Annotated in this window: 20 protein-coding genes; 7 read left to right on the top strand and 13 right to left on the bottom strand. The window is 71.1% G+C overall.

Translation table 11 applies throughout. The annotated features are described in order from the left end of the window. Nucleotides 1–126 precede the first annotated feature (126 nt). Genes ABZ796_RS26045 through ABZ796_RS26020 form a run of 6 tightly spaced genes read right to left on the bottom strand, consistent with a single transcriptional unit; the run spans nucleotide 127 to nucleotide 5722 of the window. Nucleotides 127–894, bottom strand: coding sequence for a CoA-transferase (locus ABZ796_RS26045; protein WP_357340941.1), 768 nt, complete (start codon nucleotides 892–894; stop codon nucleotides 127–129). Continuing rightward, nucleotides 891–1721, bottom strand: a complete 831-nt coding sequence (locus ABZ796_RS26040; RefSeq protein ID WP_357340939.1) for a CoA-transferase — start codon at nucleotides 1719–1721, stop codon at nucleotides 891–893. Before ABZ796_RS26040 ends, ABZ796_RS26045 begins: the two co-directional genes overlap by 4 nt. Then, nucleotides 1718–2674: an acyl-CoA dehydrogenase family protein gene (locus tag ABZ796_RS26035; RefSeq protein WP_357340938.1), complete on the bottom strand. Its 957-nt coding sequence runs from the start codon at nucleotides 2672–2674 to the stop codon at nucleotides 1718–1720. The genes ABZ796_RS26040 and ABZ796_RS26035 overlap by 4 nt, the downstream gene beginning before the upstream one ends. Next, nucleotides 2671–3768, bottom strand: coding sequence for an acyl-CoA dehydrogenase family protein (locus ABZ796_RS26030; RefSeq protein WP_357340936.1), 1098 nt, complete (start codon nucleotides 3766–3768; stop codon nucleotides 2671–2673). The genes ABZ796_RS26035 and ABZ796_RS26030 overlap by 4 nt, the downstream gene beginning before the upstream one ends. Next, nucleotides 3765–4895 carry an acyl-CoA dehydrogenase family protein gene (locus ABZ796_RS26025; RefSeq protein ID WP_357340934.1) on the bottom strand — a complete coding sequence of 377 codons (1131 nt, stop codon included), beginning with the start codon at nucleotides 4893–4895 and terminating at the stop codon, nucleotides 3765–3767. The genes ABZ796_RS26030 and ABZ796_RS26025 overlap by 4 nt, the downstream gene beginning before the upstream one ends. Further along, entirely contained in the window at nucleotides 4892–5722 is an 831-nt protein-coding gene (locus ABZ796_RS26020) for an enoyl-CoA hydratase (RefSeq protein WP_357340933.1), read from the bottom strand. The genes ABZ796_RS26025 and ABZ796_RS26020 overlap by 4 nt, the downstream gene beginning before the upstream one ends. Nucleotides 5723–5769: 47 nt before the next feature. Here ABZ796_RS26020 and ABZ796_RS26015 point away from each other — a divergent pair, with 47 nt between their 5' ends. The 3 genes from ABZ796_RS26015 to ABZ796_RS26005 all read left to right on the top strand — a co-directional run bounded on the left by ABZ796_RS26015 (nucleotide 5770) and on the right by ABZ796_RS26005 (nucleotide 9038). Next, the gene (locus ABZ796_RS26015) at nucleotides 5770–6948 is read left to right on the top strand and encodes an acyl-CoA dehydrogenase family protein (protein WP_357340931.1); all 1179 of its coding nucleotides are present in this window, start codon (nucleotides 5770–5772) and stop codon (nucleotides 6946–6948) included. Then, nucleotides 6945–7748 (top strand): SDR family oxidoreductase, encoded by an 804-nt coding sequence (locus ABZ796_RS26010; RefSeq protein WP_357340929.1) that lies wholly within the window; start codon nucleotides 6945–6947, stop codon nucleotides 7746–7748. Before ABZ796_RS26015 ends, ABZ796_RS26010 begins: the two co-directional genes overlap by 4 nt. A gap of 141 nt (nucleotides 7749–7889) precedes the next feature. Continuing rightward, entirely contained in the window at nucleotides 7890–9038 is a 1149-nt protein-coding gene (locus ABZ796_RS26005; protein WP_357340928.1) for an acetyl-CoA C-acetyltransferase, read from the top strand. A gap of 18 nt (nucleotides 9039–9056) precedes the next feature. Here the strand turns inward: ABZ796_RS26005 and yidC are convergent, their stop codons facing one another. The 5 genes from yidC to ABZ796_RS25980 form a co-directional block, all read right to left on the bottom strand. Beyond that, the gene (yidC, locus tag ABZ796_RS26000) at nucleotides 9057–9872 is read right to left on the bottom strand and encodes a membrane protein insertase YidC (protein ID WP_357340926.1); all 816 of its coding nucleotides are present in this window, start codon (nucleotides 9870–9872) and stop codon (nucleotides 9057–9059) included. Nucleotides 9873–9927: 55 nt separating this feature from the next. Then, a complete protein-coding gene (locus ABZ796_RS25995) occupies nucleotides 9928–10215 on the bottom strand; it encodes a hypothetical protein (protein WP_357340924.1) in 288 nt (95 codons plus the stop codon). Between the two features lie 35 nt (nucleotides 10216–10250). Next, nucleotides 10251–10820 carry a GNAT family N-acetyltransferase gene (locus ABZ796_RS25990; protein WP_357340922.1) on the bottom strand — a complete coding sequence of 190 codons (570 nt, stop codon included), beginning with the start codon at nucleotides 10818–10820 and terminating at the stop codon, nucleotides 10251–10253. 16 nt (nucleotides 10821–10836) lie between these two features. Then, nucleotides 10837–11907, bottom strand: a complete 1071-nt coding sequence (locus tag ABZ796_RS25985; RefSeq protein ID WP_357340921.1) for a nitronate monooxygenase — start codon at nucleotides 11905–11907, stop codon at nucleotides 10837–10839. Between the two features lie 100 nt (nucleotides 11908–12007). Then, nucleotides 12008–12751: an enoyl-CoA hydratase family protein gene (locus ABZ796_RS25980; protein ID WP_357340919.1), complete on the bottom strand. Its 744-nt coding sequence runs from the start codon at nucleotides 12749–12751 to the stop codon at nucleotides 12008–12010. An 81-nt stretch (nucleotides 12752–12832) separates the two neighbouring features. Between ABZ796_RS25980 and ABZ796_RS25975 the strand changes: the two genes are divergently transcribed. Beyond that, entirely contained in the window at nucleotides 12833–13714 is an 882-nt protein-coding gene (locus tag ABZ796_RS25975) for an SDR family oxidoreductase (RefSeq protein WP_357340917.1), read from the top strand. Nucleotides 13715–13793: 79 nt separating this feature from the next. Here ABZ796_RS25975 and bla read toward each other — a convergent pair whose 3' ends face one another. Beyond that, nucleotides 13794–14672 carry a class A beta-lactamase gene (gene bla, locus ABZ796_RS25970; RefSeq protein ID WP_357340916.1) on the bottom strand — a complete coding sequence of 293 codons (879 nt, stop codon included), beginning with the start codon at nucleotides 14670–14672 and terminating at the stop codon, nucleotides 13794–13796. 80 nt (nucleotides 14673–14752) lie between these two features. On the opposite strand from bla, the gene ABZ796_RS25965 reads away from it, so the two are divergent. The 3 genes from ABZ796_RS25965 (at nucleotide 14753) to ABZ796_RS25955 (ending at nucleotide 18000) form a co-directional block, all read left to right on the top strand. After that, complete coding sequence (locus ABZ796_RS25965) at nucleotides 14753–15643, top strand: LysR family transcriptional regulator (RefSeq protein WP_357340943.1); 891 nt, start codon at nucleotides 14753–14755, stop codon at nucleotides 15641–15643. Then, on the top strand, nucleotides 15640–16566 hold the full coding sequence (locus ABZ796_RS25960; RefSeq protein ID WP_357340914.1) for a serine hydrolase: 927 nt from the start codon (nucleotides 15640–15642) through the stop codon (nucleotides 16564–16566). Before ABZ796_RS25965 ends, ABZ796_RS25960 begins: the two co-directional genes overlap by 4 nt. Before the next feature lie 138 nt (nucleotides 16567–16704). Then, nucleotides 16705–18000 (top strand): MFS transporter, encoded by a 1296-nt coding sequence (locus ABZ796_RS25955; protein WP_357340913.1) that lies wholly within the window; start codon nucleotides 16705–16707, stop codon nucleotides 17998–18000. On the opposite strand, the gene ABZ796_RS25950 is transcribed toward ABZ796_RS25955, so the two are convergent. Beyond that, complete coding sequence (locus tag ABZ796_RS25950; protein WP_357340911.1) at nucleotides 17997–20042, bottom strand: acyltransferase family protein; 2046 nt, start codon at nucleotides 20040–20042, stop codon at nucleotides 17997–17999. The genes ABZ796_RS25955 and ABZ796_RS25950 overlap by 4 nt on opposite strands. Nucleotides 20043–20217: the final 175 nt, after the last annotated feature.

Genomic DNA, 20217 nt, shown 5'->3' with positions numbered 1-20217 from the left:
GACCAACACGGTGAGCTCCGCGCTCGATCGCACCGTGTTGGTCTCGACACGCTCGGCCGCAGGCGGCCTCACGGCTCGACCAGCGGGGTCGGGCGGCCTCACGGCTCGACCAGCGGGGTCAGGCGGCTAAGAGACCTCTTTGAAGCGGAGGCCCTTGGGGTCTTCCGCCTCGATGATCGCCAGCTCCTCGGGGCTGGGCTCGCGGGTGAGGGGTGCGTCGGTGGCGTCGATCGGGAAACCGGTGGCCTCCTGGAGTTCCTCGGGGGTCACGCCGGGGTGGATCGAGACGACCTTGACGAGCCCGGCGTCGTCGTAGCCGAAGACGGCGAGGTTGGTGACGATGACACCGAGATCGTGGAAGCGCCCGGCAGTGCCGGTGGCGCGGTCGTTGCCGACGCCGCTGGCGACGTCGACGCGGTCGACGAAGATCCGGGCGGAGTGTTTGGCGACCCAGTAGTCGACGCGGTGGTTGACGGTGTTTCCCGGTGCCCCGCGTACGCCGATCAGCTGGCGTTTCGGCCGGCGCCAGTCGCCGATCGAGGAGATGTTCTGGTTGCCGTGGCGGTCGATCTGGCTGGCGCCCATCATCGAGTGCCGGCGGCCGCTGGCGACGATGTCGAAGATGCTGCGGAACGGCACCCAGGCCTCGGGGGTGCCGCCGGCCGCCGCGGTCTTCAGCAGCGGAGGAGCCTCGGCCATCATGAACGCCTCGCCGTCGCTGAGCGCGAGCTCGGGCGTGTGGGTGGCCTTGGCCAGGCGTACGCCGATGGCCGGGATGATCCCGACGGCGTGGGCGAGCACCTCGCCGGAGCCCTGGAAGGCGTCGGAGACGGCGGCGACGCAGATGTCGGCTCGGCTGATCTCGACAGGCTCGATCACCGGATTGGCGGTCACAGGTAACGCTCCTCGAACTCGGTCCAGGCGTTGTCGGTCTCGGGGTCGGCCTTGGCGGCCGCCACGTACGACTTCTGGAACTCCTCGTCGCGGCCGTAGTCGGGCTCGCAGGTGGTGAAGTGGGCGCCGCCGGGGGCCTCGACGACGTGGTTGACGAAGATCCGGGGGACCAGAAGGGTCTGCGGCGGGGCCTTGGCGGTCAGGTCGTCGGTGGAGACGATCTGCTCCACCGACATGATCGTGGTGTCGGCGGCCATCGCGAAGAGGTCGTCGAAGTAGGGGTCGGGGCCGAGGTACTGCCCGTTGCCGGCCGCATCGGCGCGGTTGAGGTGGATGAGCGAGACGTCGAGGCGAAGGCCGGGGACGGCGACGTACTCCTCGTCGCCGTAGGGCGACCTGATCGTCTTGAGGTCGGGGTTCATCGCCATCACGTCGCTGCCGAGGCCGGCCCGGATCGGCTGGAACGAGAGCCGGTTCGCCCCGGCGCGGAGGCCGGCGACGAACATGCCCTCGTCGTACTCGCTCGTCTCCGGGATCTCGCCGCGCTCGCGGGCGCGGGTGAAGTTGGGGTCGAGCGGGATCGAGTCGAGGCTGACGAAGCCGTAGACCAGCTTGCGGATCCTCCCGGCACGGGCCAGCAGACCTACGTCGGGGCCGCCGAAGGCGACCACGGTCAGGTCGGTGATGTCGCTGCGGAGGATCTCCCTGACCAGCGCCATCGGCTTGCGGCGCGAGCCCCAGCCGCCGATCCCGATGGTCATCCCGGACTCGAGCTTGCTGGTGACCTCGGTGAGGGGCAATGTCTTGTCGAGCGGGGTCTTGTTCACGTGTCTCCTCGGAAGAGCTGGGCGGTGGCGTGAGCGCGCTTGAAGTAGAGGTGGGCGTCGTGCTCCCAGGTGATCGCCACCCCGCCGTGGAGCTGGATCATCTCGGCGGCGACCTGCGAGAACGCATCGGCGCACCAGGTCTTGGCGGCCTGGATGAGACGTACGTCGGGGGTTGCCTGGGTGAGTTCCCAGGCCGCCGCCCAGCTCATCGTCCGGGCGGTCTCGACCTGGACCAGGAGATCGGCGCAGCGGTGCTTGAGCGCCTGGAAGGAGCCGAGCGGCCGGCCGAACTGGTGGCGCTCCTTGAGATAGGCGACCGTGCGCTCCAGCGCCTCGCGGGCGGCGCCGGCCTGGAGGGCGGTCATCATGGTCGCACCGACGGTGGTGACGTACGCCGGGTCGACCGTGCCGACCGGGTCGCCTGTCGCGTGGTCGATCGTGACCGTCGCGAACCTCCAGGTCGGGTCCAGGGCGGGGGTCGGGCTGATCGTGGCCGCCGCCGGATCGACCGCGTGGACCTGGTCACCGCGCAGCACGAGGAGGATCTCCGCGCCGGTCGCGTCGATGACGAGATCGGACCCCGGCGTCACCACGGCGGCGGAGGCGCCGCCGGCGATCCGCTCCAGCAGCTCACCGGCGGCAGGAGTCCCCGCGGCGGTCAGGACCTGGGTCGCCAGCAGCGTGCCGACGAACGGCGAGGGGGTGAGGGTGGCGCCGAGCTCCTCGAGGACGAGATGGGCCTCGATGTAGGAGCAGCCGACCCCGCCGTACGCCTCGGGGACCGCCAGCGCGGTCACCCCGATCTGCTCGGTGAGCGTCTGCCACAGGGTGGTGTCACAGCCCTCGGGCGCACTGATCGCCGCCCGCAGGTCCATCGACGCGGCCCGCTTGGCGATGAGGGTGTGGACCGTCGCGACCAGGTCGGTCTGCTCCTCGGTGAGCGCGAACCTCATCGACCCTCCACCAGCGACTCGAGGATCCGGGCCCGATGCTCGGCCGGGGTGCCCCAGGCGCCGACCAGCGCGCGCACCTTCAGGATCCACAGGCTCAGGTCGAACTCGCGGGTGTAGCCGATCGCGCCGTGGACCTGGAGCCCGGTGCGCGAGGCGAGGTACGCCGCGTCCCCGGCCGCCACCTTCGCGGCCGAGACCGCCCGGGCCGCAGTCGGCGCCTCGGTGTCGAGCTCGATGGCGGCGTTGTGCACCAGCGGGGCGGCGAAGTCGAGGGCGACGCGTACGTCGGCGAGCAGGTGCTTCACCGCCTGGAACTCGCCGATCGGGCGGCCGAACTGCGTCCGCTGCTTCACGTAGGCGACCGTGTCGTCGAGCAGGCGCAGGCCCGCGCCGAGGAGCTGGGCCGAGCAGGCGAGCGTGCCCAGGTCGAGCGCCGTCGGGTCAACCGCGGCGATCTCGTCACCCGGAGTGACGTCGAAGAGTCGTCGCGTCGGGTCGACCGACTGCTGCTCGGCGCCGACGATCGCGTGGTTGAGGGTTGCGGAAGGCACCGTGTTGGTTTCGACACCGGCTCGCTGGCGCTCGCCGGGCTCAACCAGCGGGAGGACCCCGCTGGTCGAGCCGCCGGAGCCGCTAGGCGGAGACCCCGAAGTGTTGGACTCAGTGAGACCAACACGGTTCCTCAGCGCGTACGTCCGCTCGCAGACGTCGGCATCCAGAGCTCGTGCTGCGAGGGCAACCGAGATGATCGCCTCGCCGGAGGCCAGCCGCGGGAGGACGTCCGCGTCCGGCGTACCGGCGAGGAGTCGGGGCGCGACGGCGACGGACTCGATCCACGGACCGGGGGCGCCGTGGTAGCCGAGCCGCTCGAAGGCGACGGCGAGGTCGGCGGCGGTGGCTCCCATGCCGCCGAGGTCCTCGGGAATCAGCAGGCCGCACACCCCGAGTTCGGCGAGGCGCTGCCAGAGCTTGAGCCCGGGCGAGTGGTCGCCGGCGGCCCAGGCGCGGGCGGCGACCGCGACCTCCGCGGCGCCGAGGAGGTCGTCGAGTGCTTCGGCGAAGGCATGCTGCTCCGGCGTACGTCCGAATCTCATCGGCCACCCCTCGGGAGTCCGAGCACGCGCTCGGCAACGATGTTGCGCTGGATCTGATTGGTGCCGGCGTAGATCGGGCCGGACAGCGAGAAGAGGTAGTCGTCGACCCACGGACCGGCGAGCTCCGCGTCTGCGCCCAGCAGGGACAGCGCGGTCTCGTGCAGGGAGAGGTCGAGGTCGGACCACCACAGCTTGTTGATCGAACCTTCGGCACCGACGGAGCCGCCGGCCTCGACGTGGGTGACGGTGCCCCAGGTGAAGAGCCGGTAGGCCTCGGCGCCGATCCAGGCGTCCACGACCTGGTCGCGCAGATGCGGCTGCGGGTCGGTCTGCCACAGGTCGAGAAGACGGTCGGCGGCGGCGCAGAACCGCCCCGGCGAACGGAGCGAGAGACCCCGCTCGTTGCCCGCGGTCGACATCGCGACCTTCCAGCCGTCACCGACCCCGCCGAGCACGTCGTCGTCGACCACGAAGACGTCATCGAAGAAGATCTCCGCGAACCCCGGCGTACCGTCGAGCTGGTCGATCGGGCGTACCGTGACGCCGTCGGCGTGCAGGTCGAAGAGGAAGTACGTCAGGCCCCGGTGCCGCTCCGCGGAGGGATCCGAACGGAAGAGTCCGAAGCCGCGGTCGGCGAAGGGCGCTCGGCTGCTCCAGGTCTTCTGTCCGTTGAGCCTCCAGCCACCGTCGACGCGGGTGGCCGTGGCGCGCAGCGAGGCCAGATCGGAACCGGCCTCCGGCTCGGACCAGGCCTGGGCCCAGACCAGGGTGCCGTCGGTCATGTCACGCAGATAGCGCTCCTTCTGCGCCTCGGTCCCGTGCCCGAAGAGGATCGGTGCGAGCAGCGAGATGCCGTTCTGGCTGATCCTCGTCGGGGCCCCGCAGAGGTAGTACTCCTCCTCGAAGACGACCCACTCGGTCAGCGACGCGTCCCGTCCGCCGTAGACCTCGGGCCAGGTGACCACCGACCAGCGGCCGGAGGCCAGGGTGCGCTCCCACTCCCGGTGCGCAGCGGCGCCCTCGGCGGTGTCCATCGACGGCAGCCGGCCGGGGTTGTTGGCGGCGAGCCACTCGCGCGCCTCGAGCCGGAAGGCCACCTCGGCCTCGGTGAACTCCAAGGTGCTCATGACTTCATCGACCTCGCGTCCAGCCCAGCGAGCGAGTCCTTGCCGACCTCCGCGTTGTGCGCGTGCGCGGCGTGGTGGAGCCCGAAGACCGAGTCCATCCCGGCGCGCATGCCCATCAGGTCCTCGGCCTGGTTGACCGCCTTCTTGGCCAGCGCCAGCCCCAGGCGCGGCATCTCGGCGATCCGGCCCGCCAACTCGAGGGTCTCGGTCTCGAGGTCGTCACGGGTTACGACGTGGTTGACCATGCCCCAACGCTCCGCCTGTGAGGCCGAGAAGCGGCCGCCGGTGAAGAGCATCTCCTTGGCGGCGCGGGGGTTGGTGACCCACGGGTGGGCGAAGTACTCGACACCGGGGATGCCCATCTTGACCACCGGGTCGGAGAAGAAGGCGTCGTCGGAGGCGACGATGAAGTCGCAGGACCAGGCCAGCATCAGGCCGCCGGCGATGCAGGCGCCCTGCACCATCGCGATCGTCGGCTTCGGCAGCTCCCGCCAGCGGCGGCACATGCCGAGGTAGACCTCGGACTCGCGCGCGAAGCGGGAGTCGACGCCCTCCTTGCCGACGTGGTCCCACCACATCACGGCCTTGCGCTCGAAGCTCTCGTCGATGTCGCGGCCCGGGGTGCCGATGTCGTGGCCGGCGCAGAAGTGCTTGCCGTTGCCGCCGAGGACGATCACCTTGACGTCGTCGTCGTTGGTCGCTCGGGTGAATGCCTCGTCGAGCGCGTAGGTCACCTTCGAGTTCTGGGCGTTGCGGTATTCGGGGCGGTTCAGCCGAACTACCGCGACGGGTCCGTGGGTCTCGTACGTCACGACGTCCTCACTCATGCCGCAGACGCTACCAAACAAGTGCTTGGTTTGGTAGGTTGTCCGGCATGGACCTGACCTACTCCGCCGAGGACGAGGCGTTCCGTGCCGAGGTGCGCGAGTGGCTGGCCGACCATCTGGTCGGCGAGTGGGCCGCGCTGCGCGGCACCGGCGGGAACGGCCGTGATCACGAGTCGTACGAGGCCCGACTGGCGTGGAACCGCTACCTGGCTTCGCACGGGTGGACGTGTCTGGGCTGGCCCGAGGAGCACGGCGGGCGCGGCCTGCCGTTGTTCCAGCAGGTGATCTTCCACGAGGAGTACGCCCGGGCGGACGCCCCGGTGCGGATCAACCACCTCGGCGAGGAGCTGCTCGGCCCCACCCTGATCGCGCACGGCACTCCCGCTCAGCGGGATCGGTTCCTGCCCAAGATCGTCGCCGTCGAGGAGCTGTGGTGCCAGGGCTACTCCGAGCCCGGTGCCGGCTCCGACCTGGCCGGGGTGCGCACCCGCGCCCGGCTCGACGGCGGCCGATGGATCATCGACGGTCAGAAGGTCTGGACGTCGAACGCCCACCTCTCCGACTGGTGCTTCGTGGTCTGCCGCACGACGCCCGGCTCCGAGCGCCACCACGGGCTGTCCTACCTGCTGGTGCCGATGGCGCAGTCCGGTGTCGACGTACGCCCGATCGAGCAGCTCACCGGCACCTCCGAGTTCAACGAGGTCTTCTTCGACGGGGCAGAGACGGCGGCCGACCTGGTGGTCGGCGAGCCCGGCGACGGCTGGAAGGTCGCAATGGCGACCCTCGGGTTCGAGCGCGGGGTCTCCACGATCGGCCAGCAGGTCGGGTTCGCGCGCGAGCTGGAGACGGTCGAGGAGGCCGCGCGAGCGAACGGTTCCATCGACGACCCCGGCATCGCCGCGCGACTCAGCCAGGCCCACGTCGGGCTGGAGGTGCTCCGGCTGCACGCGCTGCGGACCCTCTCGGCGTACGACTCCGGATCCTCCGGCCCCGAGGCGAGCGTCTCCAAGCTGCTGTGGGCCCGGTGGCACCGCGACCTCGGCGAGCTGGCGATGGACGTCATCGGCCTCGCCGGACTGACCACCGGTCCCGGCTACGAGCTCGACCGGTTCCAGTCGCTCTTCCTGTTCAGCCGCGCCGACACCATCTACGGCGGCTCCGACGAGATCCAACGGAACATCATCGCCGAGCGTGTGCTCGGCCTGCCACGAGAGGCCCGTGCATGAGCACGCACAAGCCAGAACAGCCCACCCCCGCGTACGTCCCCGGCCACTCGCTCCTGGAGGGGCGGGTCGTCGTCGTGACCGCGGCTGCCGGCGCGGGGATCGGGGCGGCGGTGGTGCGCAAGGTGCTCGAGGAGGGCGCCAGGGCGGTCGTCGTCTCCGACACCCACGAGCGGCGGCTCAAGGAGTCCGTCGACGCGCTCGGGGAGGAGTTCGGGGCGGACCGGATCACGGGCGTGACCTGCGACGTCACGCAGGAGGACCAGGTCCAGGCGCTGCTCGACGCGGCCGAGCCGTACGGCGGTGTCGACGTGATGATCAACAACGCCGGTCTCGGTGGGACCGCGTCGGTGCTGGAGATGACCGACGAGCAGTGGTCGAAGGTTCTCGACATCACCCTGACCGGGACGTTCCGGTGCGTCCGGGCGGTCGGGCAGCGGTTCGTGGCCGCCGGGAAGCGTGGCGTGATCGTCAACAACGCCTCCGTGATCGGTTGGCGGGCGCAGGAGGGGCAGGCGCACTACGCCGCTGCCAAGGCCGGGGTGATGGCGCTGACCCGCTCCGCCGCCGCCGACCTGGCGCCGCACGGCATCCGGGTCAACGCGGTCTCGCCGTCCCTGGCGATGCACCCGTTCCTGGAGAAGGTCACGAGCCCGGAGCTCCTGGAGGAGCTGAAGGCCCGCGAGGCCTTCGGCCGCGCCGCCGAGCCCTGGGAGATCGCCAACGTCATGGTCTTCCTGGCCAGCGACTACTCGTCCTACATGACCGGCGAGGTCGTCTCGGTAAGCAGCCAACATGCCTGACACCGTCGGTCGAGCCGCGAGCGAAGCGAGCGTGTCGAGACCAACACAGTCCTATCGAGCGCCGACGGACCGTGTTGGTCTCGACACGCCTCCGCCTAGCGGCTCCGGCGGCTCGACCAGCGGTTATGAAGAGGAGATCTGATGTCTGAGGCATTCATCGTCGACGCCGTTCGTACGCCGGTGGGCAAGCGCGGGGGCGCGCTCGCCGGCATGCATCCGGCCGACCTCGGCGCCCACTCGCTCGCCGCGCTCGTCGACCGCACGGGGATCGACCCGGGAGCCGTCGACGACGTGATCATGGGCTGCTGCGACACCATCGGCGGGCAGGCCGGCGACGTCGCGCGGACCGCGTGGTTGGTGGCCGGGCTGCCCGATCACGTACCTGGCGTGACCATCGACCGGCAGTGCGGCTCCTCCCAGCAGGCGGTGCACTTCGCGGCGCAGGGCGTCATGTCCGGGACCCAGAACCTGGTGGTCGCGGGCGGGCTGCAGAACATGTCCGCGATCCCGATCTCGGCGGCCATGCTGGTGGGTCAGCAGTACGGGTTCACCACCCCGTTCGCCGAGTCGCCCGGCTGGGTGAAGCGCTACGGCGACCAGGAGGTCTCCCAGTTCCGTTCCGCCGAGATGATCGCGGAGAAGTGGGACATCTCGCGCGAGGACATGGAGGGCTATGCGCTGGCCTCCCATCAGCGCGCCAAGACCGCGATCGCCGAGGGGCGGTTCGACCGGGAGATCGTGCCGGTCGGAGACTTCGACACGGACCAGTGTCCTCGCGAGACCTCGCTCGAGAAGATGGCCTCGCTGGAGCCGCTCGCCCCCGGCGGTCGGATCACCGCAGCCGTCGCCTCCCAGATCTGCGACGCGTCCTCGGCGCTGCTGGTCGCCTCCGCCCAGGCCGTACGCGCCTTCGGCCTCACCCCGCGCGCCCGGATCCATCACCTCTCCGTGCGTGGCGACGACCCGGTGTGGATGCTCACCGGCCCGATCGAGGCCACGCGTCACGCCCTGGCCAAGACCGGTCTGACGGTCGACGACATCGACCTGTTCGAGTGCAACGAGGCGTTCGCCTCCGTCGTCCTGGCGTGGATGAAGGAGCTCGACGTCCCGCACGAGAAGGTCAACGTCAACGGCGGCGGCATCGCCCTCGGCCACCCCATCGGCGCCACCGGCGCCCGGCTGATGACGACCCTCCTCAACGAGCTCGAGCGCACCGGCGGCCGCTACGGCCTCCAGGTCATGTGCGAGGGCGGCGGCCAGGCCAACGTCACCATCATCGAGCGTCTCTGAGGACCCGGGACCGACCGGTCAGGCCGGCTGCAACCTGAGCGTGCGGCGCTCGGCGGCGGGGGAGCCGGGGGTGGGGAACCAGCGGTGGATGACCGCGGCCTGCCCGGCGGTCCACAGGCCGCTGATGACCCAGTAGACGAGCAGGGCGAGCGGGACGCTGCTGCCGGCGAGGAGCATGCCGCCGGCGGAGATGACGGGCATCAGCTCCTGCATCCGGATCATCGACTCGGGCATGTCGGCACGCACCATGTTGGGGAGCACCCACATTCGCTGACTGAGGTAGCTGACCGCGGCGGCGGTGGCGGCCAGTCCCAGAGTGATCACCAGGTGGCTCGTGTCTCCGGAGAGGTAGCCGTGCCCGGTCAGCGGCGCGCCCAGGAAGGTCGCCTTCCCGAGCGAGGCGACGAGCGAGTCGCTCATCGCGCCGACCGAGTTGCTCCGGCTGACGTCGGAGAGCAGGTGGTAGAGCGCCAGGAAGATCGGCAGCTGGGCGAAGGCGGCGAGCATGGCGAAGCGGGGTACGCCGTGCTCCTCGTTGATCTTGCGGCGCTCCTCCATCATCGCCATCATGTCGGCCTGGCTGGCGCTGCCCTTCGAGGTCTGCTTCTTCTGGTACTTCTTGGTCAGCGCCTGGAGCTGCGGGCGGGCCCGGGCGGAAGCATGGGCGGTGCGTACGCCGCGGATCGTCAAGGGCAGGAGGGCGAGCCTCACCAGGACGACGACGGCGGCGATGGCCAGCAGCCAGCTGGCGTTGTCGCCAGCGAAGGACAGGACATGGTGGGCGCCGGCGAGGACGGCGGCGAGGGCGTGCGACAACGGGGCGAGGACGGACATGGGTGTGCTCCTGAGGTGAGTGGGTAGGCCTGACGGGCTCGCCGGTGGGCGAGTGTCAGACCTGCTCAGGAGCGCGCGGACGGCGCGGGGAGCAGACCGGGTCGGTGACCCGGGCAGCGAGATGACGAGGTCCGTCGGACACGTCCGGAGGGACCGTCGAACGGGCCCTGACCAGGGCGAACGCGCTGATGCCGTGGAGTGATCCGACCGCGACGGCCGCGAGCGCGGTCGAGACGGCGATGGTCAGCAGGGCCTGCTCGGGATCGACGCTCATCAGCGCCGGGAGCATCAGCGTGAAAAGTGCGACGAGCGCGATGCGTACGCGGCTCGTCTCGGTGTTCACGCAGGTCAGTGTACCGATCGTGGTCAACCGGAGCATCATCCCAGGGCGCGCCGCATCAGGACCCGAGGGTGACCCGCGAGGACGGAGGTGGTGTCGGCGGCGTGCGTGAAGCCGGCCGCCTCGAAGTTCTTGCGGATCCCGGCGTACGCCATCGTCAGGTCGACCTTCGCGCCCTGGTTGTCGAGCGGGTAGGCCTCGACGGCCGGAGCGCCGCGGTCGCGGGCGAAGTCGACGGCCCCCTCGATGAGCGTGTGCGAGATGCCCTTGCCGCGATGGCCCGGCCGGACCCGGATGCACCACACGGACCAGACCGGCAGGTCGTCGACGTGGGGGATCTTCCGGTTGCGGGCGAAGGTCGTGTCCGCGCGCGGGGCCACGGCGGCCCAGCCGACCGGCTCGTCGCCCTCGTAGGCCAGCACGCCCAGCGGGCCGTCGGCGAGCAGTGTGCGGATGTACTCACCGCGCTCCTGGCCGCGCATCTGGTTGTTGATCGTGGAGGGGATCCGGTAGCTCAGGCACCAGCAGACGCTGGCGTCGGGTCGTTTGGGACCGACCAGAGTGCGTACGTCCTCGAACACCGTCGCGGGGCGAACCTCGATGGCCATGGGTCCACCCTGAGGCTCAGACGCGGGTCGCGTCCAGGTGTTTGAGGCGGTCGGCGGCCTGGGCGACGATGCGGTCGACGAGCTCTTCGCAGGTGGGGAGGTCGTCGAGGAGGCCGACGACCTGGCCGCTGGAGAGCATCCCGGCGTTCGTGTCGCCCTCGACGAGGCCGGCGCGGAGCAGCATCGGGGTGTTGGCGGCCAGGACGACCTCCGCCCAGGTGCGGTCGCCGCCGTGCACCATGTTGCGACCGTCCTTGACGAGGGTGCGCCAGGGGAGTCCGGACATCTCCTTGAACTGCCGGGTGCGCTTGAGCGTGCGGAGCAGCTTCGCGGTGAGGCCCTCCTTCTCGAGCGTGTCGATGAACTCGGTGCGGAGGAGTCGATGCGGCATGCCGTCGGCCTTCGTGGTCACGACGGTGCCGTCGAGGCCGAAGGTCAGGTAGCGCCGGCGGACCTCTTCGGGGACCGCGGAGTCGGCGGTGAGCAGGAAGCGCGTGCCCATGCCGATGCCGGCGGCGCCGTAGGCCATGGCCGCGGCGAGTCCGCGGCCGTCGAAGAAGCCGCCTGCGGCGACGACGGGGATGTCGACGGCGTCCAGGACGCTCGGGAGGAGCAGGGTCGTCGGGACCGCGCCGGTGTGGCCGCCGCCCTCGCCGCCCTGGATCATCACCATGTCGGCGCCCCAGCTCGCCACCTTCTTGGCGTGCTTGGCCGCGCCGATCGACGGCATCACGACGATGTCGTGCTCCTTGAGCATGCCGATGAGCTCGGGTTTGGGGGCGAGGGCGAAGCTCGCGACCTTCACGCCGTGGTCGATGAGCAGCCGGCAGCGGTCGGGGGCGTCCGAGGCGTCGGCGCGCAGGTTGACGCCGAACGGCTTGTCGGTGCGGCCCTTGACCTCGAGGATCGCCTTCTCCAGCTCGTCGAGGGTCATCGTCGCCGAGGCCAGGATGCCGAGCGCGCCCGCGTCGGCGGTGGCCGAGACGAGGCGCGGGCCGGCGACCCAGCCCATGCCGGTCTGCACGATCGGGTGGGCGACGCCGGTCAGATCGGTCAGCGGCGTACGAAAGGTCTGTGCGGTGCTCATCGAGTCTCCTGATCTTGCCGAGTCGGCTCATCTTGACGAGATCCGGCGTCGAGTCGGCGCGTCATGACGAGCCGGGTGGGCATCACGAGCCGGCTGGGCATCACTTGCCGTCCTTCACGAAGGCGTCGCGGCGCTCGTCGGCGACACCGGCGAGGTTGAGCTCGTAGGTGAAGCCCTGCTCGAAGCGGTAGGAGGCGTTCACGTCGACCGGGTCGATGCCGTTGAGCGCGGCCTTGGCGGCGCGGATGACCTGCGGGTCCTTGGCGGCGACCTGTCGGGCGACCTCGAGGGCGGCCTCGTCCAGGTCCTCCCTTGGCACGACCGCGTGCACCGAGCCCAGCTCGTGGAGGCGCTGGGCGGTGATGGTCTGGGCGGTGAAGTAGAGCGTACGCAGCATGTGCTGGGGCACCAGCCGACTCAGGTGGGTGGCGGCGCCGAGGGCGCCACGGTCGACCTCGGGTACGCCGAAGAACGCGTCGTCGCTGGCCACGATCGTGTCCGCGTTGCCGACCAGCCCGACGCCTCCGCCGAGGCAGAAGCCGTTGACCGCGGCGATCACGGGGACCGGGCACTCGTAGATCGCCTTGAAGGCCGCGTAGCAGCCGCGGTTGGCGCCGAGGATGCCTTCGAACCCCTCGATCTGCTGCATCTCCTTGATGTCGACGCCGGCGTTGAAGCCCTTCCCCTCGGCGCGCAGGATCACGACGCGCGCGCCCTGGTCGGCGGCGGTCGTGACGGCGTCGGCGACCTCGAACCAGCCCTTCACCGGCAGCGCGTTCACCGGCGGGTGGTTCATCGTGACGACGGCGATCTGCTCGTCGGTGATCTCGGTGGAGATGCCCATGGTCCGTTCCTAACCTAGCGATTGCTTGGTAGCCTAGCAGTTGCTTGGTTTCTGAACGCAAGACTGGAAAGGGACGTCACCATGGCACGACTGCTCGAAGGCCGGATCGCGATCGTCACCGGGGCGGGGCGAGGCATCGGCCGCGCCCACGCGCTCGAGCTCGCCCGTCACGGAGCGAAGGTGGTCGTCAACGACTTCGGCGTCTCGCTGGCGGGCGAGGGCACCGGTGAGTCGCCCGCGGAGCAGGTGGTCGAGGAGATCGTCTCCGCAGGTGGGGAGGCGGTCGCCAACGCCGCCGACGTCGCCGACTTCGCGCAGGCCGAGGCGATGGTGCGACAGGCGGTCGAGACGTACGGAGGTCTGGACATCCTCGTCAACAACGCCGGCTTCGTCCGCGACCGGATGCTCGTCAACACCTCCGAGGAGGAGTGGGACGCGGTGATCCGGGTGCACCTGAAGGGCCACTTCGCGACGCTTCGGCACGCCGGGGCCTACTGGCGGGCTGAGTCAAAGGCCGGGCGGCAGCCGGACGCCCGGGTCGTCAACACCTCCTCCGGCGCCGGCCTCCAGGGCTCGATCGGGCAGGGGACCTACTCCGCCGCCAAGGCCGGGATCGCCGGGCTCACCCTCGTCGCCGCCGCCGAGATGTCGCGCTACGGCGTCACCGTCAACGCGATCGCGCCGGTCGCCAAGACCCGGATGACCGAGGGCGCCTTCGACACCTCCGCCATGGCGCTGCCCGAGGACAACAGTCCCATCGTCGCCTGGCTCGCCTCCGAGGACGCCCGCGACATCACCGGCCGGGTCATCGAGATCGACGGGCCGACGATCACCGTCGAGAACGGCTGGGCCCACGGCCCTTCCGCCGACGCCGGCGCCCGCTGGGAGGCCACCGAGGTCGGCCCCGCGCTCCGCAAGCTCCTTGCGCAGGCGCCGGAGCCGGAGAAGGTCTACGGCGCCTGACCCCGCCGAGACGTCAGGTACGTCGGCCGAGTCGGCACTCCGGTGCCCACTCGGCCGACGCGGGTGACGCCTCGGCGGGTCAGCCGAGCTCCGCGCAGACGGTCGCCGCGATGTCCGCGAGCGGGGTGTCGAGGGGCTCGGCGGCGGGGTCGTCGGAGCGGGTGAGGGCGGCGATGACGATCGGGGCGCCGTCCGGGGTCCAGGTGACGCCGACGTCGTTCCGCGACGCGTAGTCGCCGCCGCCGGTCTTGTCGGCGAGCCGCCAGCCGGCCGGAACGCCGGCGCCGAAGCGGGTGACGGTCGACTGGTTGGCCAGCATCCAGGTCAGCAGCCGGTCCCGGTCGGCGCGGTCGAGGGCGTTGCCGAGCACGAGCTCGGTGTAGGTCTGCGCGATCGCACGCGGCGAGGTGGTGTCGCGCGGGTCGCCCGGGATCGCGCTGTTGAGGTCGGGCTCCCAGCGGTCCAGCCTGGTCACGGTGTCGCCGAGCGAGCGGGCGAAACGCGTGATGCCGGCCGGCCCGCCGATGAGGTGGAGCAGCTCGTTGGCGGCGGTGTTGTCGGACCGCGTCATCGTCGCCTCGGCGAGCTGCGCGACGGTCAGGCCGTTGCGCGTCGTGAGCGAGGTGACCGGTGAGTTGACGACGACATCGGCTGCCTCCCAGGTCAGCCGCCGCTGGAGCGTAAGCGCCGGGTGATCGCGCAGGATCGAGGCCACGAGCAGGGTCTTGAAGGTCGACAGCATCGGGAAGCGCTCGTCGGCACGGTGCTCGATGACGCGGCCGGTCCGCACGTTCTTAGCCCAGACGCCGAGGTGGCGCTGGTGCTTCTGCTCGAGGGCGGCGATCGAGGGGCTGTCGGCGGCGTACGCCACGGAGCTGCCGGCTCCGGTCGCGGCGAGCGCGGCCGCGGTGGCGGCTCCGCCCAGCAGGGTGCGGCGGCTGAGGATCGGGTGGGTCATGCAGGCATCGTGACGTCGCCGCAGCGACGGCGTCCAAGGACGATCCGGCATGCACGTATGCATCGCCGACATGGGACGAGCTGGGGCCGATCAGCCATCCTGTACGCGTGGACCTACTGCTTCACCTGCGCGGCTTCACCGCGGTCGCGGACGAGATGAGCGTCTCCGAGGCCGCCTTGGAGCTGGGTGTCGACCAGCCGCTCCTCAGCCGTCGGTTGCGAGCTCTCGAGCGGGAGCTCGGGGTGGAGCTGATCGACCGCACCCGGCGCCAGATCGCGCTCACGCCTGCCGGCCACGCGCTCCTCCCGCGGGCGAGACACCTCGTCGATCAGGCCGACCATCTGCTGCGAAGCGTCCGCCGGCACGACCGGCAGAGCTTCGTCGTCGCGGTGCCGTCCGGCTGCGATCCGGCCCCGCTCGCGCGGATGGTCGCGCTGCTGGAGGCGGAAGGCGTCGACGTACGCCTCGCGAGCGACGGCGACGAGCAGCCGGGGTCGGCCGCCTGGTCGGTCGAGGCGTGCGACCCGGACGCGGCCACGTGGCTCACTCCGCTGGGCGCCGCTACCGCTCCCGGGCCCTCCCGGGGGCCGGTGCCGCTGAGCGCGCTGCGACCGCGCCGCGGCGGGGAGCGTACGCAGGTGCTGGCCCTCCCGCGAGACCTGGATGACCCCGCCGGCCGGCTGCGACGGCACGCGGAGCGGGCTGGCATCGGACCGGCCACCCTGCGCCGCGCACCGCACCGGATCGCGGTGGCCGAGACGATGGCGGGGCGCGCGAGCCTGATCTGCGCGCGGCACGAGGCGGTGACGTACGGACTGAGCTGGTCGCCGTTCGTCGACCCGGTGCCGCGCGGCCACCGCCTGGTCGAGCAGCCACCACCGCCCGGGCCGTTGACGGCCGGCCGGGTGCGGGAGCAGGCGCTCGCGCTGCTCGGCGCGTGCGTCGGCGCACCCGAGGAGGGGCGCGGATGAGTCCGCTCGTCGGCAGCGACCGGGGCCTGATCGACCTCGCCGAAGCGGCCGCCGAACGCTTCCGGGAGCTCCAGGTCAGGATCGCGTTCCTCGCCCGAGACGTCGACACCGGCCAGGAGGTCGGCGTCGGCGTGGACCGGCCGATGCCGCTGGCGTCGGTGGCGAAGGTGCCGCTGGCCCTGGTCGTGGCGGACCGGATCGCCCGCGGCGAGATCGACGGGGGCGCGATGGTGACGCTGACCGCGGCGGAGCGGAGCTACGGGCCGTACGGCATCTCGGCCTTCGCCCACGACGCGACCTGCTCGGTCGCCGACCTGATGCTGATGATGCTCGGCCTCAGCGACAACGCCGCCGCCGACGCGCTCTTCGACCTCGTCCCGCCGCGCGAGGTCGACGAGCAGCTCGCCGAGTGGGGTGTCGAGGGGCTGCGAGTGCGGCACCGGATGCAGCCGATGTACGACTACGCCACCCGCGTCGCCGGCCCCGACTTCGCCCTCGCCACCCAGCTCGCGGTCGAGGGCCGGCGGCCCGGCGGCCGGCACGTCATCGACTCGCTCGACGTCGAGCGCGCCACGGTCGGCTCGCCGCGTGCCTGCGTCGACCTGCTCGAGCGTGTCTGGCGCGACGAGATCGCCAAGCCCGAGGCGACCGAGCTGCTGCGACGCCTGATGGGCAAGCAGGTCTTCACCCACCGGATCGCCGCCGACCTGCTCGCCGACGACATCCGGCTCGCCGGCAAGACCGGCGGCTTCCTCACCCTGCGCCACGAGATCGCCGTCGTCACCCACCCCGGCGGCCGCGTCGCCATCGCGGTCCTGACCGACTCCGACCGCACTGCCCGGATCCAGAACGACGTCGACCTCGCCATCGCCGCCACCGCCCGCGATGCCGTCGACGCCCTCGCCTCCCGCCACCTCGCCTGACCCGAGGCGTCACGTACGTCGGCCGAAGCGTCACCCCGATGCCACCTCGGCCGACGCGCCCGACGCCTCGGCCGACGGGGCTGACGCCTCGGCAAAAACCAGTCGGCAAGCACCCCGTTGCGGTGGTGGAATTGGCCGGTGCCCGCCCTGCCCGGTTTCATCGACAACCTCATCCCGCCGACGCCGTTGTCGAAGCGTCTGGCGACGCAGTCGCTGCTCTTCGCAGCCGGGGACGGGACGTTCAACACCGCGGCCGCGTTCTACCTGGTCGCCTTCGTCGGCCTGAGCCCGGCGCAGATCGGCGTGGGCCTGACGGTCGCCGGGATCGCGAGCTTCCTCACCGCCTACCCGATGGGCCGGCTGGCCGACTTCATCGGCCCGAAGCGGATCTGGGCGATCAGCGCCTTGATCAGCGCTTTGATGTTCGCGACGATGCCGTTCATCCACGGCTTCTGGGCCTACCTGGCGGTCATCGTCGTCTTCGAGGTGGTCAACAACGCGGGCGGCGCCGGCCGGAATGCGTACGTCCTCGATGTGCTGCCCGACAAGGAGCGGGTCGCGACCCAGGCGTTCATGTACTCCAGCCTCAACCTCGGCTTCACGATCGGTGCCCTGATCGCCGGCATCGCGCTCGCGCTGGACACCGACACGGTCCTCAAGTGGGGCGTGCCGTTCTTCGCGCTGGCCATCGGGATCGCCAACTCCGTCTGGATCAGCCGGCTGCCGAGGGCACCTCATGACGAGCGCCGCGCGGCCGGCGTGGTCACCGAGAAGCTGCCCGGTCCCGGCGCGCTGCGCAACGTCGGCTGGCTCCTGGTGACCACCTTCACCGGCACGCTGTGGAGCAACCAGGTGCTGCTGCACACCGTGATCCCGCTTTGGCTGGTCGAGTACACCGACTCCCCGCGCTGGCTGCTGGCCTGGCTCTTCGCGACCAACACGGTGCTGTGCATCATCCTCCCGGCCTACACGTCCAAGGGCGTCCACGACGTCCGCGACGCCTTGCGTCGGGTGTGGTGGAGCAGCGCGTTCTTCGTCGCCGCCTGCGCGATCACGCTGGTCACCCATGACACCCGCGGGTTCCTCACCATCTTCCTGGTCTGGCTCGGCCACGTCGCGGTGACCGGTGCCGAGCTCGCCATCGGCTCCGCCTCCTGGGCCTTCCAGGCCGAGCTGATGGACCCGGACCGACGGGGCGAGTACGAAGGCGTCGCCGGCATCGGCCGCCAACTCGGCGGCGCGTGGGCCCCCGCCCTGTTCACCTTCCTCGCCATGGGCTGGCACCCCGACTTCTACAGCGGCGCCGGCTGGATCGTCATCGGCGTGATCGTCGTCGTCGCTGCCGCCGCCATGGGGCCCTCGACCCGGATGGCCGTACGTTTCAAGCAGACCCACTTCCCGCGCGAGGAAGAGCCGGAGCCAGCTGTCGCCTAACCCAGGACCGTCGCGATCCGGTCGCCGAGATACGGGGCCAGGGTGGCGGCGTAGAGCGGTGAGATGTGGAAGCCGTCCTGGTAGACCTGCAGGTTGCCGACGACGGGGGAGCAGGTGTCGGGCTCGCAGAAGTAGTCGGTGAGGTCGATGCGATGGGCGTTCGGGGTCAGCCGGGTGGCACCGGCGCTGCCGTCGTCGCGTACGACCCGGTCCCGGTCGCGAGCGCAGCTCGACCCCGCCGCGAGGCCGGCGTCGTCGATGCACGGCTGGACCACGCGCGCGAACCGGTTGGTGCTGCCCTCGAAGATCGGGCTGTCCCGGATCGCGATCACCGGCACGGCCGGGTCCGGCCGGGTCGCCCACGCCTCCGCGAGACCATGGCTGAGCGCCTCGCCGGGCGTCTCGTCACCGACGGCCTCGACCGAGACCTGGCTGGAGTGGATGACGACGTACGCGTCGATCCCCCGCTCCTCGGAGAGATACGTCGCGAGCCGCGACTTCCACTGCCGGCACAGCTCGACGGACGTCCGGGGCGTACCGACACGATCGCGCGCGTTCCAGTGGCAGCCGGCGCGGCTGGCGACGTCGATGCGCCAGCCGCGCCGCTCGGCGATCTCGCGGTAGGCGGGGACGAGCTGGTGGTTGTGCGAGTCGCCGATCGCGAGCAGCCGCCGCGTGTAGCCGCGGGCGGGCCCGAGCGTGCAGACCCTGAACCGCACCGGCCGCTCCTCGTTGGACCAGCAGCCGGACCCGTCGGGTGCCTGGTAGCCGAGGCGGGCGTCGAGCAGTCGGTCCGGACCCTGACAGCCGGCGGTCGCGGGATCCATGGCGGCCGCGCCGATGCAGCCGGCGTACTTCTTCGCGGCGGCGACGGCCGCCGCCGTGGCCGCGGCGTCCTGGCGCTCGACCGCGGTGGCACCGGCCATGGTCGTGCCCGCGACGAGCGCGATCACTACCGGGACGGTCACGAGCCGCCGGAGGCCACCGAAGCACAGCCCGACGCGGGTGACCGGCACCTCGACGAACCGGTGGGTCAGCCAGGCCAGGATCACCGAGGCCGAGAGCACGACCGCCGCGGCGAGGAGCGTGGTCCGGGTGGCGTACGTCCAGCTCAGCCACGCCACCAGCAGCGGCCAGTGCCACAGATAGAGGGGGAAGGAGATGTCCGCGACGAAGCGCAGCGGCCTGAGCGAGAGGAACCGCTGCGGCCCCATCGGCGTCGTCGAGCCGGAGCCCAGAACGACCAGCAGCGCCCCGCCCACCGGCCACAGCGCCCACGGCCCCGGGAAGAGCGCCGCGCCGTCGAGCACGAACCCCGAGCTCGCGACGAGCAGCAGCCCGACCCAGGCGAGCACCGGCCGCGCGGGCACCGGTGGCCGGAGACGATCGAGCCCGAGCGCGAGCAGGGCCCCCGCGCCGAGCTCCCAGAAGCGTGCCCCGGTGTGGAAGTAGGCCACCTGCTGGTCGGCCACCCCGAGCTGCCACGCGAAGACGAACGACGCGACCGTCGCCACCGCCACGACGAGTGCCATCACGAGCCGGAGCCGTGCCCGCGCCATCCGCCAGATCACCAGCACCACCACCGGCCAGACCAGCAGGAACTGTCCCTGCACCGCCAGCGACCAGAAGTGCTGCAGCGGGCTCGCGCTCGGCCCGGCCGCCCCGTAGGCGAGCTGGGTCCGGATCATCTCCCAGTTCAGGACGTACGCCGCCGAGGCAGCGATCTCCCGCAACGTCGAGCCCCACATCGACCGCGGCATGACCGCCACCATCAGCACCGCCGTCCCGGCGAGCACGACCAGCATGGGAGCCGAGAGCCGCAGGAACGTACGCCCGTAGTGGTCGGCCAGGTGCAGCTCGGCGGATGCGACCCGGCGGACGAGCGAGCGGGTCACCAGGAACCCGGTCAGCGCCAGGAAGACGTCGACGCCGCCGGAGACCCGGCCGTCGCCGAAGAGGTGGAAGACCACCACGAGCACCAGCGCCAGCCCCCGCAGCCCGTGGATCTCGGCGATGCGCGGCGGTCGGGGAGGCGGCGGCATCGGGTCACGCTAAGCCTCGTCGGTGACCCCCAGGAGACGCCCAGATGAAGCCGAGTCGGCTCATCTTGACCGAAATCCTCGCCGAGTCGGCTCATCTTGACCGAAATCCTCGCCGAGTCGGCTCATCTTGACCGAAATCCTCGCCGAGTCGGCTCATCTTGACCGAAATCCTCGC

It is taken from the genome of Nocardioides sp. NPDC047086 (assembly GCF_040643685.1).
GTDB lineage: Bacteria > Actinomycetota > Actinomycetes > Propionibacteriales > Nocardioidaceae > Nocardioides.
This window is presented reverse-complemented; position numbering and strand designations above follow the sequence as displayed.